The organism is Martelella lutilitoris (assembly GCF_016598595.1).
Lineage (GTDB): Bacteria > Pseudomonadota > Alphaproteobacteria > Rhizobiales > Rhizobiaceae > Martelella > Martelella lutilitoris_A.
The window spans coordinates 1,111,570-1,127,583 of sequence record NZ_CP066786.1 but is presented as its reverse complement, the minus strand read 5'-3'; the positions used below and the strand labels follow the sequence as shown (position 1 = coordinate 1,127,583).

16 protein-coding genes are annotated in these 16,014 nt (G+C 62.2%); all 16 read right to left on the bottom strand.

The genetic code is table 11. From position 1 onward, the window contains the following. Nucleotides 1-19: 19 nt before the first annotated feature. The gene (locus JET14_RS05185) at nt 20-3,004 is read right to left on the bottom strand and encodes a 2-oxoglutarate dehydrogenase E1 component (protein WP_200337103.1); all 2,985 of its coding nucleotides are present in this window, start codon (nt 3,002-3,004) and stop codon (nt 20-22) included. Between the two features lie 169 nt (nt 3,005-3,173). Further along, nucleotides 3,174-4,079, bottom strand: a complete 906-nt coding sequence (gene sucD / locus JET14_RS05180) for a succinate--CoA ligase subunit alpha (RefSeq protein ID WP_200337102.1) — start codon at nt 4,077-4,079, stop codon at nt 3,174-3,176. A 6-nt stretch (nt 4,080-4,085) separates the two neighbouring features. After that, the gene (sucC, locus tag JET14_RS05175) at nt 4,086-5,282 is read right to left on the bottom strand and encodes an ADP-forming succinate--CoA ligase subunit beta (protein WP_200337101.1); all 1,197 of its coding nucleotides are present in this window, start codon (nt 5,280-5,282) and stop codon (nt 4,086-4,088) included. Between the two features lie 30 nt (nt 5,283-5,312). Continuing rightward, entirely contained in the window at nt 5,313-6,275 is a 963-nt protein-coding gene (gene mdh, locus JET14_RS05170) for a malate dehydrogenase (protein WP_200337100.1), read from the bottom strand. A gap of 173 nt (nt 6,276-6,448) precedes the next feature. After that, on the bottom strand, nt 6,449-7,603 hold the full coding sequence (gene zapE, locus JET14_RS05165) for a cell division protein ZapE (RefSeq protein ID WP_246750526.1): 1,155 nt from the start codon (nt 7,601-7,603) through the stop codon (nt 6,449-6,451). 126 nt (nt 7,604-7,729) lie between these two features. After that, a complete protein-coding gene (locus JET14_RS05160; RefSeq protein WP_200337098.1) occupies nt 7,730-8,332 on the bottom strand; it encodes an AprI/Inh family metalloprotease inhibitor in 603 nt (200 codons plus the stop codon). A 121-nt stretch (nt 8,333-8,453) separates the two neighbouring features. Then, nucleotides 8,454-9,233, bottom strand: a complete 780-nt coding sequence (locus JET14_RS05155) for a succinate dehydrogenase iron-sulfur subunit (RefSeq protein WP_024706569.1) — start codon at nt 9,231-9,233, stop codon at nt 8,454-8,456. 17 nt (nt 9,234-9,250) lie between these two features. Continuing rightward, nucleotides 9,251-11,089 carry a succinate dehydrogenase flavoprotein subunit gene (gene sdhA, locus JET14_RS05150; protein WP_200337097.1) on the bottom strand — a complete coding sequence of 613 codons (1,839 nt, stop codon included), beginning with the start codon at nt 11,087-11,089 and terminating at the stop codon, nt 9,251-9,253. A gap of 7 nt (nt 11,090-11,096) precedes the next feature. After that, nucleotides 11,097-11,477: a succinate dehydrogenase, hydrophobic membrane anchor protein gene (gene sdhD / locus JET14_RS05145; protein ID WP_200337096.1), complete on the bottom strand. Its 381-nt coding sequence runs from the start codon at nt 11,475-11,477 to the stop codon at nt 11,097-11,099. 12 nt (nt 11,478-11,489) lie between these two features. Further along, nucleotides 11,490-11,882: a succinate dehydrogenase, cytochrome b556 subunit gene (gene sdhC / locus JET14_RS05140; protein ID WP_200337095.1), complete on the bottom strand. Its 393-nt coding sequence runs from the start codon at nt 11,880-11,882 to the stop codon at nt 11,490-11,492. A 304-nt stretch (nt 11,883-12,186) separates the two neighbouring features. Beyond that, on the bottom strand, nt 12,187-12,828 hold the full coding sequence (locus JET14_RS05135; RefSeq protein ID WP_200337094.1) for a class I SAM-dependent methyltransferase: 642 nt from the start codon (nt 12,826-12,828) through the stop codon (nt 12,187-12,189). A gap of 60 nt (nt 12,829-12,888) precedes the next feature. Further along, nucleotides 12,889-13,116: a hypothetical protein gene (locus JET14_RS05130; protein ID WP_246750523.1), complete on the bottom strand. Its 228-nt coding sequence runs from the start codon at nt 13,114-13,116 to the stop codon at nt 12,889-12,891. A gap of 45 nt (nt 13,117-13,161) precedes the next feature. Then, a complete protein-coding gene (locus tag JET14_RS05125) occupies nt 13,162-13,590 on the bottom strand; it encodes an EVE domain-containing protein (RefSeq protein WP_200337093.1) in 429 nt (142 codons plus the stop codon). A gap of 5 nt (nt 13,591-13,595) precedes the next feature. Further along, the gene (locus JET14_RS05120) at nt 13,596-13,889 is read right to left on the bottom strand and encodes a YciI-like protein (RefSeq protein WP_200337092.1); all 294 of its coding nucleotides are present in this window, start codon (nt 13,887-13,889) and stop codon (nt 13,596-13,598) included. A 20-nt stretch (nt 13,890-13,909) separates the two neighbouring features. After that, complete coding sequence (locus tag JET14_RS05115; protein ID WP_200337091.1) at nt 13,910-14,896, bottom strand: NAD(P)H-dependent glycerol-3-phosphate dehydrogenase; 987 nt, start codon at nt 14,894-14,896, stop codon at nt 13,910-13,912. Then, nucleotides 14,893-15,990 (bottom strand): tRNA (adenosine(37)-N6)-threonylcarbamoyltransferase complex transferase subunit TsaD, encoded by a 1,098-nt coding sequence (gene tsaD, locus JET14_RS05110; RefSeq protein ID WP_200337090.1) that lies wholly within the window; start codon nt 15,988-15,990, stop codon nt 14,893-14,895. The genes JET14_RS05115 and tsaD overlap by 4 nt, the downstream gene beginning before the upstream one ends. Nucleotides 15,991-16,014: the final 24 nt, after the last annotated feature.

Here is a 16,014-nt window from a genome sequence, read left to right as displayed (position 1 = left end):
CGGCACGCTGTTGCTCGTGTTACTCGCCGAGCGCGTCGTCGAGGAAGGCCGCAAGCTGCGCCTGGTGGCGCGACATCAGGCCCGTCGCCGTCGAGGCGGCAGCCGCGCGTCCGGCATAGCGGACGCGGCTGTGCTTGGCGTCGATATGGGTCAAGACCCATTCCAGATAGGGCTCGATGAACGACCAGGCGCCCATATTCTTCGGCTCTTCCTGGCACCAGACCATTTCCGCGTTCTTGAAGCGCGAAAGCATGTTGATCAGCGCCTTGGCCGGGAACGGGTAAAGCTGTTCGACGCGCAGCAGGTAGACATCATCGATACCGCGCTTCTCGCGCTCCTCGAACAGGTCGTAATAGACCTTGCCCGAGCACAGCACGACGCGGCGGATCTTGGAGTCCTTGACCAGCTTGATCGGCGTATCCTGCTCGACCGCATCATCCCACAACAGTCGATGGAAGGCGGTCTCGCCGGCCATTTCCGAAAGCGTCGACTGGGCGCGCTTGTGGCGCAGCAGCGATTTCGGCGTCATCAGGATCAGCGGCTTGCGGAAATCACGCTTCAGCTGGCGGCGCAGAATGTGGAAATAATTCGCAGGCGTGGTGCAGTTGGCGACCTGCATGTTGTCTTCGGCGCACATCTGCAGCCAGCGCTCCAGACGGGCAGACGAGTGTTCCGGCCCCTGCCCCTCATAGCCGTGCGGCAGGAGGCAGACGAGACCGGACATGCGCAGCCACTTGCGTTCGCCGGACGAGATGAACTGATCGAAGATCACCTGGGCGCCGTTGGCAAAGTCGCCGAACTGGGCTTCCCACAGCGTCAGGGCGTTCGGACGGGCCAGCGAATAGCCATATTCGAAGCCGAGCACGGCCTCTTCGGAGAGCATCGAGTTGACGACTTCGTAGCGGCCCTGGCCGGAGCGGATGTTCTGCAGCGGCAGGTAGCGTTCCTCGGTCTCCTGATCATAGAGAACCGAATGGCGCTGCGAGAAGGTGCCACGCTCGCAATCCTGGCCGGACAGGCGGACCTTGAAGCCCTCGTAGCAGAGCGAACCGAAAGCCAGCGCTTCGGCCATGGCCCAGTCGATGCCCTCGCCGGTCTCGATCATCTTGGCGCGGTTGTCGAGGAAGCGCTGCACGGTGCGGTGGACGTTGAAGCCCTCCGGCACTTCGGTCAGCTTCTTGCCGATCTCCTTCAGCGTCTTCATCGGCACGGAGGTCTTGCCGCGCCGCAGCTCGTCGGCATTGTCGGCGGCGCGAAGCCCCGACCATTCACCGTCCAGCCAGTCGGCCTTGTTCGGCTTGTAGGAAGAGCCCGCCTCGAATTCCTGCTCGAGGAAGCTCTTCCAGTCGGCAAGCATGCCCTCGAACTCGTCCTTGGTGATCAGGCCTTCCTTGATCAGACGGTCGGCATAGAGCTTGGTGACCGTCTCGTGGCCGCGGATGACCTTGTACATCTTCGGCTGGGTGAATGCGGGCTCATCGCCCTCATTATGGCCGAAGCGACGGTAGCAGAACATGTCGATGACGACGGGCTTGTGGAACTTCATGCGGAATTCGGTCGCAACCTTGGCCGCATAGACCACGGCTTCCGGATCGTCGCCGTTCACGTGGAAGATCGGCGCCTCGATCATCTTCGCCACATCCGACGGATAGGGCGAGGAACGCGAGAAGGCCGGATTGGTGGTGAAGCCGATCTGGTTGTTGACGATGAAATGCACCGTGCCGGCCACGCGGTGGCCGCGCAGACCGGAAAGGCCGAGAATTTCAGCGACCACGCCCTGGCCGGCAAAGGCGGCATCGCCGTGCAGCAGAAGCGGCATGACCTTGGCGCGCTCCGACAGCGGCACGATCTCGCCCTCGCGACGCGTGGCGATGATGTCCTGCTTGGCGCGGGCCTTGCCCATGACGACCGGGTCGACGATTTCCAGATGCGAGGGGTTCGCCGTCAGCGACAGGTGGACGTTGTTGCCGTCGAACTCGCGGTCGGAGGAAGCGCCCAGATGGTACTTCACGTCGCCCGAGCCTTCGACATCGTCAGGCTTGAACGAACCGCCCTTGAATTCGTGGAAGATGGCGCGGTGGGTCTTGGCCATCACCTGGGACAGAACGTTGAGACGGCCGCGATGCGGCATGCCCAGCACGATTTCCTTCAGGCCCAGCGAACCGCCGCGCTTGATGATCTGTTCCAGCGCCGGGATCAGCGATTCCGCGCCATCAAGGCCGAAACGCTTGGTGCCCTTGTACTTGGTGTCGAGGAACTTCTCGAAGCCCTCCGCCTCGATCAGCTTCTGCAGGATCGCCTTCTTGCCGTTTTCGGTGAAGGTGATGCTCTTTTCCGGTCCCTCGATGCGCTCCTGGATCCAGGACTTTTCTTCCGGATTGGAAATGTGCATGAACTCGACGCCGAGCGTGGTGCAATAGGTGCGCGTCAGGATGTCGACCATTTCCGGGATGGTGGCGTATTCCAGGCCCAGAACATTGTCGAGGAAGATGCGGCGGTCGTAATCGGCTTCGGTGAAGCCATAGGCCTTCGGCGACAGTTCGTTGTAATCGTCATCCGCCATGCCGGCGAGGCCGAGCGGATCAAGCTTGGCGTGCAGATGGCCGCGCATGCGGAAGGCGCGGATCATCATCAGCGCGCGCACGGAATCGCGGGTGGAGCGCAGCACGTCCTCGTTGGAGACGGCGGTGCCTTCGGCCGCTGCCTTGCCGCGCAGCTTCTTCTCGACCACCTGCTCGACATCGGCCCAGTTGCCGTCAAGCGCCGCCGTCAGGTCGTCATTGGGCTTGACCGGCCAGTTGTCCTTTTTCCAGGACGCGCCTTCGGCCGCCTTGCGCACGGCATCCGGATCGTCGCCGAGCGCCTTGAAGAAGTCTCGCCACTCCTCCGAAACCGAGTTCGGATCATCTTCATAGGCCGCGTACAGATGCTCGATATAGGTCGCGTTGGCGCCATCGAGAAACGAGGTCAGAAGAAATTGTTCGTTGGCTTCTTGCCTTGACATATGCACCGCGCGGATCGAAATCCGCCTCCCGCTTGAAACGACGAAACCGGCTCTTGGCCGGACCATCCGATGAAACACCGATTGTGACGACCGTCAAATGGCCACAAAAACGGTAAATTCGTGACGGCCCATCCGAAAAAAGGCCGTCACGCATCTGTTCTTAGGTGGATCAGCCCTTCAGGACTTCAACCAGCGTCTTGCCGAGACGCGCCGGGGACGGCGACACCTTGATGCCGGCCGATTCCATCGCCTCGATCTTGTCTTCAGCGCCGCCCTTGCCGCCGGAGATCACGGCGCCGGCATGGCCCATGGTGCGGCCGGGAGGAGCGGTGCGGCCCGCGATGAAGCCGACCATCGGCTTCTTGCGGCCCTTCTTGGCCTCGTCCTTCAGGAACTGCGCGGCTTCTTCCTCGGCCGAACCGCCGATTTCACCGATCATGATGATGGACTCGGTCGCATCGTCCGCCAGGAACATTTCCAGCATGTCGATGAACTCGGTGCCCTTGACCGGGTCGCCGCCAATGCCGACGGCCGTGGTCTGGCCGAGGCCTTCATTGGTGGTCTGGAACACGGCTTCATAGGTGAGCGTGCCGGAGCGCGACAGCACGCCGACGGAGCCCTTCTTGAAGATCGAGCCCGGCATGATACCGATCTTGCATTCTTCCGGCGTCAGGACGCCGGGGCAGTTCGGCCCGATCAGGCGCGACTTCGACTTGTCGAGCTTCGCCTTGACCTTGACCATGTCGGCCACCGGAATGCCTTCCGTGATGCAGACGATCAGCGGGATCTCGGCTTCGATCGCTTCCAGGATCGCAGCGCCCGCGCCTGCCGGCGGAACGTAGATCACGGATGCATCGGCGCCCGTCTTTTCCTTGCCTTCGGCAACCGAGGCAAAGATCGGCAGATTGGTGCCGTCAACGCCGGACGACCACTCGGTGCCGCCCTTCTTCGGATGGATACCGCCGACCATCTTGGTGCCGTAATAGGCAAGCGCCTGCTCGGTATGGAAGGTGCCGGTCTTGCCGGTGAGGCCCTGAACCAGAACCTTGGTGTCTTTATTGACCAGAATTGACATGGGTACTCAGGCCTCCTTCACGGCCGAAACGATTTTCTGCGCCGCGTCGTCGAGATCGTCGGCGGAGATGACGTTCAGGCCGCTCTCGTCGATGATCTTCTTGCCGAGTTCGACATTGGTGCCCTCGAGACGGACGACCAGCGGAACCTTGAGGCCGACTTCCTTGACGGCCGCGATCACGCCTTCGGCGATGACGTCGCAGCGCATGATGCCGCCGAAGATGTTGACGAGAATGCCCTTCACGGCCGGGTCGGCGGTGATGATCTTGAAGGCCGCCGTGACCTTTTCCTTCGAAGCGCCGCCGCCGACGTCGAGGAAGTTGGCCGGTTCCGCGCCGTAGAGCTTGATGATGTCCATCGTCGCCATGGCAAGGCCCGCGCCATTGACCATGCAGCCGATATTGCCGTCGAGCGCCACATAGGCGAGGTCATACTTCGAAGCCTCGATCTCCTTGGCGTCCTCTTCCGTCGTGTCGCGCAGCGCACGAACGTCATCGTGGCGGAAGAGCGCATTGCCGTCGAAGGAGACCTTGGCGTCGAGAACGCGCAGATGGCCGTTTTCCATGACGATCAGCGGGTTGATCTCCAGAAGGCTCATGTCCTTTTCGACAAAGGCCTTGTAGAGGATCGGGAACAGACGCTCGGCGTCCTTGGCGGCCTCGCCCTCAAGCTTCAGCGCCTCGCTGAGCGTCTTGACATTGGAGGCGGTCACGCCGGTGTCGGGATCGATCGCGACGGTGACGATCTTGTCCGGGGTTTCTTCGGCGACGGTCTCGATGTCCATGCCGCCTTCGGTGGAAACGACGAAGGCCACCTGGCCGACGGTGCGGTCGACCAGCAGCGAGCAGTAGAGTTCGCGGTCGATATCGGCGCCGTCCTCGATATAGAGGCGGTTAACCTGCTTGCCGGCAGGACCCGTCTGCTTGGTCACCAGCGTGTTGCCGAGCATCTCGTTGACGAAAGTCTTGACCTCGTCAGCCGACTTGGCGAGGCGAACGCCGCCCTTGGCGTCAGCCGGCAGTTCCTTGAACTTGCCCTTGCCGCGGCCGCCGGCGTGGATCTGGCTCTTGACCACATAAAGCGGACCGGGAAGCTTGCCGACAGCGGCCTCGACCTCATCGGCGCTCAGGATGGCAACGCCATCGGCGACCGGCGCGCCATAGCCCTTCAGCAGAGCCTTGGCCTGGTATTCATGAATATTCATGCGGATATCCGTCCTTTTAGAGAAAGCGGCTTATTTCAGAGCGGGTGCGATTTCCTTGCAGGCGTTGCAGAGACCCTTGACGGCGTCCACCGACTTGTCGAAGCCCGCCTTGTCCTCGCCCGTAAGCTCGATTTCGACGATGCGCTCGACGCCGCCTTCACCGATGACGATCGGCACGCCGACATACATGCCGTCAACGCCGTACTGGCCGGTGAGGTGGGCAGCGGCAGGCATGACGCGCTTCTTGTCCTTCAGGTAGCTCTCGGCCATGGCGATGGCGGAGGCAGCCGGCGCGTAATAGGCCGAGCCGTTCTTCAGGAGAGCAACGATCTCGCCGCCGCCGCCACGGGTGCGGGTGATGATCGCGTCGAGCTTTTCCTGGGTGGTCCAGCCCATCTTGACCAGATCGGGCAGCGGAATGCCGGCGACGGTCGAATACTGCGCGACCGGCACCATGGTATCGCCATGGCCGCCGAGAACGAAGGCGGTGACGTCTTCAACGGAGACGTTGAATTCTTCGGCGAGGAAGTAGCGGAAGCGCGCCGAGTCCAGCACGCCGGCCATGCCGACGACCTTTTCCGCCGGAAGACCGGAGAACTTCTGCAGCGCCCAGACCATGGCGTCCAGCGGGTTGGTGATGCAGATGACGAAGGCGTTGGGCGCATACTGCTTGATGCCCGCGCCGACGGCTTCCATCACCTTCAGATTGATGCCGAGAAGGTCGTCGCGGCTCATGCCCGGCTTGCGCGGCACGCCGGCGGTGACGATGCAGACGTCCGCGCCTTCGATTGCCGAATAGTCCGAAGCGCCGGAAAGCTTCGCGTCAAATCCATCGACCGGCGAGGATTCCGCGATATCGAGCGCCTTGCCCTGCGGCAGGCCATCAGCGATATCGAACAGGACGACATCGCCCAGCTCCTTCAGCCCCGCCAGATGCGCGAGCGTTCCCCCGATCATGCCCGAACCGATCAATGCGATTTTATTGCGCGCCATGAATGTATCCTCTGAAAACTCATTTCTGGACGATGGTCAAAACCGTGCCCATGACGGGGTTGGGATATCGACAAACGGGGAATTTTTCAACCGGTTTTTACGAGACCAATATTTTCAATCGGTTATATATGTTTTATTTTACGTTTACGTCAAATAAATGCAGAAAGACGCCCTTATTTCGCCCATTTTTCCTTGTGCGCTGCGAGATAATCCGTGCTGCGCATCTCGAAAAGCCGCGAGGCCGTGCGCTCGAATTCGAACCCTTCCCGCCCCTTGCGATCAACCAGAAGTTCCTCCGGCATGGCTTCCGCCGAGATCACCGTGCGGATCGTCCGGTCGTAAAGCGTATCGACCAGAATGATGAAGCGCTTGATTTCATTGCGCTGATCGGCGGAAAGCTTCGGCACGTCATCGATGAAGACGGTCGAGAAGCGGTCGGTGATCGCCATATAGTCCGCCGCCCCCAGCGGCTTCCGGCACAGGTCGTCGAAGGTGAAGCGGGCAAAGGCGCCGCCTGCATTTGGCACATGCAGCACGCGCCCGCGCAACGCAATCTCGTCCGGCCCCGTTTCGGCCCCGCGCGTCGCCACATTCCAGGTTTCGTCCATTTTCCGCCGCGTCTCGTCGTCAAGCGGCGTCAGATAGACCGGCCGCCCCTCGAACTTCTCCATGCGGTAATCGGTATCCGAATCGAGTGTCGTTACCGTGACATTCTGCTTGAGGATCTTGATGAAAGGCAGGAACAGGCCGCGATTGAGGCCGTCCTTGTAGAGATCATCGGGCGCGACATTCGAGGTCGCCACGAGAATGCAGCCGCGCTCGAACAGGGCGGAGAAGAGCCGCGACAGGATCATCGCATCGGCAATATCGGTGACGGTGAACTCGTCGAAGCAGAGCAAACGGCTTTCGCCGATGATCTGGTCGGCGACCGGACCGATCGGATCGGCTTCCTTCACCTCGCCCGCCTTCAGCTTACGGCGGTGGATATTGATCCGCTCCTGAACATCGGCCATGAAGGCGTGGAAATGGGCGCGCCGCTTGTCGGCAATCGGCGCCGCCTCGAAGAACATGTCCATCAGCATCGTCTTGCCGCGCCCGACGCTGCCGTAAATGTAGAGCCCCTCCACCAGCGGCCCGCCCTTCTGGCGCGAAAGGCCGAAAAGGCGCGAAATCAGCCGCCCGCCCTTTTCCGCCGGTTTGACGGACGAGAGCCCTTCCAGAACACGGTCAAGCTCACCGGCGACGGCCAGCTGCGCGGGATCGGCCTTGAGCTGGCCCTTTTCGGTCATTGTCTCAAGTCGTCGGGTGACGGTCGTGGTTACGGCCATGAAAAATTCCGGAACAGAGATGAACATGCCGCGGGCAGCGCGGCGAGGGAGCCTGATACGGCTCTATCTGACAAATGCCCAACAAAAAAGGGCCCGCCTGAGCGAGCCCTTGTCATATTGCCGGAGCTAGCGGCTCAGGACGACCTGCTGGCCGGAGCTGCTCGTGCCTTCGAGGCGACTCTCAGCGGTCTTGTAGAGCCGGGCGATTGCATAGCCATTGGCGTCATTGAGAACGAGCTGATCGCCGTTGATGCCCCAGGATTTCATCGTCGAAAGCCCGCCGGTGCAGCCGCGCGTTCCGCCGCGCAGGCCCTCGCCGAGATTGGTCAGCGTCAGGAACATGTCGCACTGGACGCCGCCCTCATTGGCCTTCCAGCTGCCGACGAGCCCGGCATTGGAAAGCGCCATGGCGCCGGCCGGTGCGGCGACATTGCCCATGCCGCCATTGCCCGTCGGCGCGCCGGGCGCTGCCGGGAACTGGCCCGTATTGCCCGCCGTCGCTGTATCAACCTGAGACTGGCCGGCCTGATAGGTTCCGGAATTGTAAGTGCCCTGTTGCGCGCCGCCGGGCGGTGGCAGATTGCTGCTCTGCACCTGACCCGCCGGCGCAGGCGTGAGAGGCTGCGGCTGGGGCGCCACCGGCTGGGAATAATTATAGCTGGTCCGCTGGCAGGCGCTCAGCGCCAGGACCGAGGCAATCGCCGTTGCGATCAGAACCTTTTGAACCATTTATTCGAAACTCCCGCTCATGCTCAGCCACTCGTCAATGCCAGCAATCATATCGTGCGTTTTCATGGCCCTGCAAGAGGCCGACCCGAAAAGACCGGCCGCTTGTCCCGTTCCAACAGACTCAAACCGCCCGCTCGACCAGCATTTTCTTGATGCCGGCGATGGCTTTCGCGGGGTTCAGCCCCTTCGGACAGGCCTGGGTGCAGTTCATGATGGTGTGGCAGCGATAAAGCCGGAAGGGGTCTTCCAGATTATCGAGACGCTCGCCGGTTGCCTCATCGCGGCTGTCGATCAGCCAGCGATAGGCCTGCAGCAGCACGGCCGGGCCAAGATAACGGTCGCCGTTCCACCAGTAGGACGGGCACGAGGTCGAGCAGCAGGCGCAGAGAATGCACTCGTAAAGACCGTCGAGCTTCACGCGGTCCTCATGGCTCTGCTTCCATTCCTTCGCCGGCGGCGGGGAGACGGTCTGCAGCCAAGGCTCGATAGAGCGGTGCTGGGCGTAGAAATTGTTGAGATCCGGCACGAGGTCCTTCACCACCGGCATGTGCGGCAAGGGATAGATCTTCACCGCGCCTTTGATCTCGTCCATGCCCTTGGTGCAGGCAAGCGTGTTGGTGCCGTCGATATTCATCGCGCAGGAGCCGCAAATGCCCTCGCGACAGGAGCGACGCAGCGTCAGCGTCGGGTCGATGTTGTTCTTGATGTATAAAAGCGCATCGAGAACCATCGGCCCGCAATCGTCGAGATCGATGAAATAGGTATCGACCGACGGATTCTCGCCGGTATCCGGATTCCAGCGATAGATCTTGAACTCGCGCAGATTGGCAGCGCCCTCAGGCTTCGGCCAGGTCTTGCCCGTCTTGATCTTCGAGTTCTTGGGAAGCGTGAATTCAACCATTTCCTATTTCCTCTCGATCAGTAGACACGTGCCTTGGGCGCGATCTTCTTGATGTCGATGCCGTCTGCGATCAGATCCTGGTGAACCGGGCGATAGTCGAGTTTCACCTCGCCGGCCTCGCTGACCCAGGACAGCGTGTGCTTGCGCCAGTTCTCGTCGTCGCGACCGGCGAACGGGCCGTCGGCATAATCCTCGCGGGCATGCGCGCCGCGGCTTTCCTTGCGGGCTTCCGCGCCGTAGACCGTGGTGATGGCGCAGGCCATGAGGTTATGGAGCTCCAGCGTTTCGACAAGGTCCGAGTTCCAGATCATCGAACGATCGGTGACCTTGACGTCCGGCAGTTCGCCCCAGATTGCCGAAATCCGCTGGCAGCCCTGTTCAAGCGTTTCCTGCGTACGGAAGACGGCAGCGTCTTCCTGCATGGCGCGCTGCATCTTGTCGCGCAGCACCGCCGTCGGCTTGGAGCCGTCGGCGTGGCGGATGCGGTCGAAGCGTTCCATGATCCTGTCGCAGGCAGCGGTGTTCAGCGCCGGGATCGGGCTTTCGCGATCGATCACCTGACCGGCGCGGATCGCGGCGGCGCGGCCGAAGACCACGAGGTCGATCAGCGAGTTGGAGCCGAGACGGTTGGCGCCGTGTACCGAGGCGCAGCCGGCCTCGCCGACGGCCATCAGGCCGGGGGCGATGCGTTCCGGATTCTCGCTGTCGGCGTTCAGCACCTCGCCCCAGTAATTGGTCGGGATGCCGCCCATATTGTAGTGCACCGTCGGCAGAACCGGGATCGGTTCGCGGGTCACATCCACGCCGGCGAAGATGCGCGCGCTTTCGGAAATGCCCGGAAGACGCTCCGCCAGGATAGCCGGATCGAGATGGTCAAGATGCAGGAAGATATGGTCCTTGTTCTTGCCGACGCCGCGGCCTTCACGGATTTCCATGGTCATGCAGCGCGACACCACGTCGCGCGAGGCAAGGTCCTTCGCCGACGGCGCATAGCGCTCCATGAAGCGCTCGCCCTCGGAATTGGTGAGGTATCCGCCCTCGCCGCGCGCGCCCTCGGTAATCAGGCAGCCCGCGCCATAAATGCCGGTCGGGTGGAACTGCACGAACTCCATGTCCTGCAGCGGCAGGCCGGCGCGCGCGATCATGCCGGCGCCATCGCCTGTGCAGGTGTGGGCAGACGTTGCCGAGAAATAGGTGCGGCCGTAGCCGCCGGTCGCCAACACCACCATCTTGGCGGAGAAGCGGTGGATCGTGCCGTCATCGAGGTTCCAGGCAACGACGCCGGTGCAGACACCATCATCGCTCATGATCAGGTCAAGCGCGAAGAACTCGATGAAGAACTCGGCATTGTTCCTGAGCGACTGGCCATAAAGCGTGTGCAGGATGGCATGGCCGGTACGGTCCGCCGCAGCACAGGTGCGCTGCACCGGCGGGCCGTCGCCGAAATTCTGCATGTGGCCGCCGAAGGGGCGCTGGTAGATCTTGCCCTCTTCGTTACGGGAAAACGGCACGCCGTAATGCTCAAGCTCATAGACGGCCTTCGGCGCTTCCATGACCATGTACTGCATGGCGTCGACGTCGCCGAGCCAGTCGGAGCCCTTGACCGTGTCATAGAGGTGCCACTGCCAGCTGTCCGGCGTCATGTTCTGCAGCGAGGCGGCAATGCCGCCCTGGGCGGCAACCGTGTGCGAGCGTGTGGGGAAAACCTTGGTGATGCAGGCGGTCTTGAAACCCTGCTCGGCCATGCCGAGCGTTGCGCGCAGACCCGCGCCGCCGGCGCCGACGACGACCACGTCATAGGCATGATCGACATACTCGTAGGCTTTACCGTTCTTTTCGGGAGAGGAAGTTGCCATCTGCTCGTTACCCCACAAATGCGATTTTCAGGAGGGCGAAGAGACAGAAGCCGCCCACCAGGACTGTGAAAAAATTGTTCGCCATCAGGGCGGAGAGCTTGAGGAGCTCATTGTGAACATAGTCATCGATGACCTCCTGCATGCCGATGCGCATGTGGATCAGCCCGGCGATCACCATCATCCCCATCAACACGGCGACGAAGGGATTGGCGAGCGAGCCGACAACGGTCTCGTAGGACGCGCCCAGATGGGCGATGACGAACAGGATGAAGACGATGAAGAGCGGCACGAGGGCGACAGCCGTCATGCGCTGCATCCAGAAATGGTGGGTCCCCTCCTTGGAGGAGCCGAGGCCGCGAACCTTTTTCAGCGGTGTACGCATATCCATGTGCTTATCCTCCTACCAGGCGATCAGGCCGATGATCCAGAGCACCACGGTGATGCCGACGGAGACGAAGGGGAGCGCGATCGCCATCTTGGTGGTAAACTCCTTGCCGAGCCCGTGGCCGAAATCCCAGGCGAAATGACGAAGCCCGCCGAGCAGGTGGTGCACCAGCGCCCAAGTGTAGCCGAACATGATGAGAAGCCCGAGCCAGGAGCCGAGGAACCAGCTCACACAATCGAAAGCCTCTTTGCCCATGGCGGCGGACACCAGCCAGGCGGCCAGAAGAACGGTGCCGAAATACAAGGCCACCCCGGTGATGCGATGGATGATCGACATCGCCATGGTCGGGATGAACTTGTAGACTTGAAGATGCGGCGACAGGGGCCGGTTGCTGGTCGGTGTGGCCATCAAAACCTCGCGGGTGTTCAAAAGGCGCATAGCATGATGCGGGCAGCCGTCGCCTGAGCGGCGGACAAAGCCGTTGTTCCACGGTGGTTTACCCATGACAAGGCATCGCGACAAGCCGATTCACGTCCGCCCGCCCGATTTAATCGGTTTGACGAAACAGGGAATCGACAAAGCGCCCGCCCTCCATCGACCGTGTGGGCGGAAAGTCGCACGGCTTCGGCTTAGAGTCCACTTGATTCGTTTTATATCAATAACTTAACATGACTAAAAGTCATATTTAGTTGAGAAGACCGGAAATCGGCGATCAGCGAAACCGCCAGACCGTGGTCTTCTTCACTTCGCTGTCTTCCAGAACCCGCGTCACCGGAACCTGATATTCGGCCAATCTGTCCAAGCGGGAATGAGGGCAATAGGCACGGCCCGGGTCGCCGACGAGAACGGTGACGCCGGCATCGGTCAGCGCCTCGAACCACGGTATCAGCTCTGCCGCCCAGTCGGCGTCGTAAAAGACATCACCGGCCAGAAGCACGTCGCAATCAGGCGCTTCGCCCATAAGATTGTCGCCGTGATAGGGAACCTCTACGTCGTTCAGCGCTGCATTGAGGCAAACGGCGGCGCCCGACCAGTGGTCGATGTCGGCCGCCAGCACCGAGGTGGCGCCCGCCTTCGCCGCCGCGATCGCGACAAGTCCCGAGCCTGACGCAAAGTCCACGATCCGCTTTCCGGCAACGCATCCGGGATGATCCAGCACATAGCGCGCAAGCCCCTGGCCGCCGGCCCAGGCAAAGGCCCAGAACGGCGGCGGCAGGCCAATCCCCTCAAGCTCGGCCTCTGTCTTCATCCAGAGGTCATGCACCTCGCTTGCGAGCCGAAGTCGGATTTCAGGCACATGCGGCGGCGTCAGGATATCGGTGTTTTGGAGGATGAATGCTTCACGATCGTTCATCGCAGGAAGCCGGAGCCATATTCGTTCGGCGCGCCGCCTTGTTCCGACGGCGGCATCGCCTCATCCTTTTTCGGAGCCGGGCCAGCGCGTTGTCGCCAGAACCCACAACCCGATGATATTTCCGAGCGGCACAAAGCAGAGCAGCACCCAAAAACCGGAAAATCCCATCCGGCGCAGAATGCGCGCCACCGGCCAGCCGAAAATGAGCCACCAAATGAGCGCGGCAATGGCAAGCTGCCAGAGCCCCCAGTGGGCGCCCATCCAGAAGGAATACTCATGCCCGTTCATGGCAATCACTCCCGAGAAAATATGAAGGCGGCAGCGACGCTAGGCTTACCGCGGCGGATTGTCCAGCCCGCCCATACGGCAGACTTCCAGCCATTCATCTTCCTTCACCGGCTGCACCGAAAGCCGCATCGATGTCACCAGCGCCATGTCGGCAAGCTTCGGATTGGCCTTCACATCCTTCAGCGTCACCGGCTTCGGCATGTCGGTCACCGCGCGGATGTCGACGCATTCCCAGCGCGGGTCGTCGGTGGTGCTGTCGTGATGGGCAAGTGCGCAGACTTCGCAGATGCCGACGACTTCGAGACCCTCATTGGAGTGGTAGAAGAAGCCCTTGTCGCCGATTTCCATGGCCCGCATGTTGTTGCGGGCCTGATAGTTGCGCACCCCGTCCCATTCTTCCCCGGCCTCGCCCTTGGCCTTCAGCATGTCCCAGGAAAACTTGAACGGTTCGGATTTGAAAAGCCAGTAGGCCATGAAGCTCAGACCCCCGGATTGTTGTAGAGCCACTTATAGGGCTTGACCTCGACCTTTTCGAACAGGCCGGCCTTGCCGTAGGGGTCTTCGGCGGCAATCGCCTCCGCCGAGGCCTGATCCTTCGCCTCGATCAGCAGCATCGAGCCGCAGGGCTTTTCGTGATCGTCGAGAAACGGGCCGGCGATCTTCAGCGTGCCCTTTTCATTCAGCCCGTCGAGCCATTCGAGGTGGCGGGGCCGGTTTTCCATACGGATATGAATGTGGTCGGGCTTGTCCTTGCACAAAACGGCGAAAAGCATGGTCTATCTCCTCTCGTTTCTCATTCGGTCGTGATCGGCCGGGTCATCAGTTCTTCAAGCGCCTGCGGGATGCCGAGCTTGCCGTCCAGCACGCGGGCGACCGCGTTCGAGATCGGCATCTGCACGCCGTAACTTTCGGCAAGCTCGCTGGCGACGGAGGCAGAATAGACCCCTTCGACAAGCGCCGCATTGATGTTGTCGAAATTGCCCTCGGCAAGCGCCACGCCATAGCGGAAATTGCGCGACTGGCGCGAGGAGCCGGTCAGCACCAGGTCGCCGAGACCGGAGAGGCCGCGCACGGTCTCGGCCTCGCCGCCCATGGCGACGGCAAGCCGCGACATTTCGGCAAGGCCGCGCGCGATCAGCGCCGCGCGCGCCGATTCGCCGAGATCCGCGCCCTCGACAATGCCGCAGGCGATCGCCAGAACGTTCTTCAGCGCCCCGCCGATCTGCACGCCGACGGGATCGCCGGAGGCATAGATGCGGAAGGTCCGGCCGGAAAGGATCGTCGCCGTCTCGCGCGCAAGCGTGCGGTCGCGGAAGGCCAGCGCCATGGCAATCGGCTTCCCGCCCGCCAGATCAATGGCAAAACCGGGACCGGACAGCGCGCCGGCATGGTGGTGCGGCAGCGCCTCGTTCAGGACATCGGTGATCAGCCTGCCGCTTGCCCGCTCAATGCCCTTGGCGGCGGAAACGATGACGGCATCCTTGTTCAGATAGGGCGCATAATAAAGGGCGGCAGCCCGCTGCGCCTGTGCGGGAACGGCGAGCACCACCGTATCGGCCACGCCGAGGATAGACGGGTCGATCGTGTAATTCAGCGCCTCGGGCAGGGTAATGCCCGGCAGCACCGCCTCATGGCGGCGGCTTTCGCGCATCGCCTCGATCAGCCCGGCATTGCGGCCGAGCAGCGTTACCTCGTCCTCGCCCTCATGGGCAAAGACGGCGGCGAGCGCCGTACCGAACGCGCCCGAACCGATGACGACAGTCTTTTTCTTTTCGCTCATGCTTTCGCACCTTTCCTTCCGCTGCCGATCAGGGCGGTCGCCTTGGCATCCAGCGGCCAGCGCGAGCGCACGGGCACTTCGAACCCATCTGCGGAAAAGCCGGCGGCTGCCCGCTCGAGCCCGGCCCAGGCGATCATCACCGCATTATCCGTGCAGAGCCTGAAAGGCGGCGCCACGAAGGCGAAGCCCTGGCTCTCGCACAGGGATGTCAGGACCGCCCTGATGGCGCTGTTGGCGGCAACACCGCCGGCGACAACCAGCGCCGGTCGGTTTTCTGCCGCAAATCCCTCTGCCTTGAAGCGGGCAAGCGACCGGCCGACGCGATCGCGCAGCGTTTCGGCAACAGCCAACTGGAAGGCGGCGCAGAGATCGGCGACATCCTGCTCGCCCAGCGGCGCAAGGTTCTGCGCCGCCTGCCGCACGGCCGTCTTCAGGCCGGAAAAGGAGAAATCGAGCCGCGCCTCGCCCTTCATCGGGCGCGGCAGGGGAATGCGTTTCGGATCGCCGGCCTTCGCCGCCGCTTCCACCTGCGGGCCGCCGGGGTAACCGAGACCCAGGAGCTTCGCCGTCTTGTCGAAGGCCTCACCCAGCGCGTCGTCAATGGTCGTGCCCCAGCGCTCATACTGTCCGACGCCCTTCACGAGAACGATCTGCGTATGACCGCCGGAAACCAGCAACATCAGGAAAGGAAATTTCACGCCGTTTGTCAGCCGCGCCGTCAGCGCATGGCCTTCGAGGTGATTGACGCCGTAGAAGGGCTTGTTCGCCGCATAGGCCATCGCCTTGCCGCTCATGGCGCCGACGATCAGGCCGCCGATCAGCCCCGGCCCTATGGTCGCGGCAATGCCGTCCAGTTCGGAAAGCGAAACTCCGGACTGCTCAAGAGCCTCGGCAATCAGCCGGTCCGTCGCCTCCACATGGGCGCGGGCGGCAATTTCCGGCACCACGCCGCCGAAGGCCGCATGTTCTTCAAGCTGGCTCAGCACCACATCGGCGAGGATTTCGCCGCGCCCGTCCGCATCGCGCGCGACAATGGCGGCGGCGGTTTCATCACAGCTCGATTCAATACCGAGAAAGACAGACTTCTTGTTCATGGGCTCAGACGAACATTTGCGGCG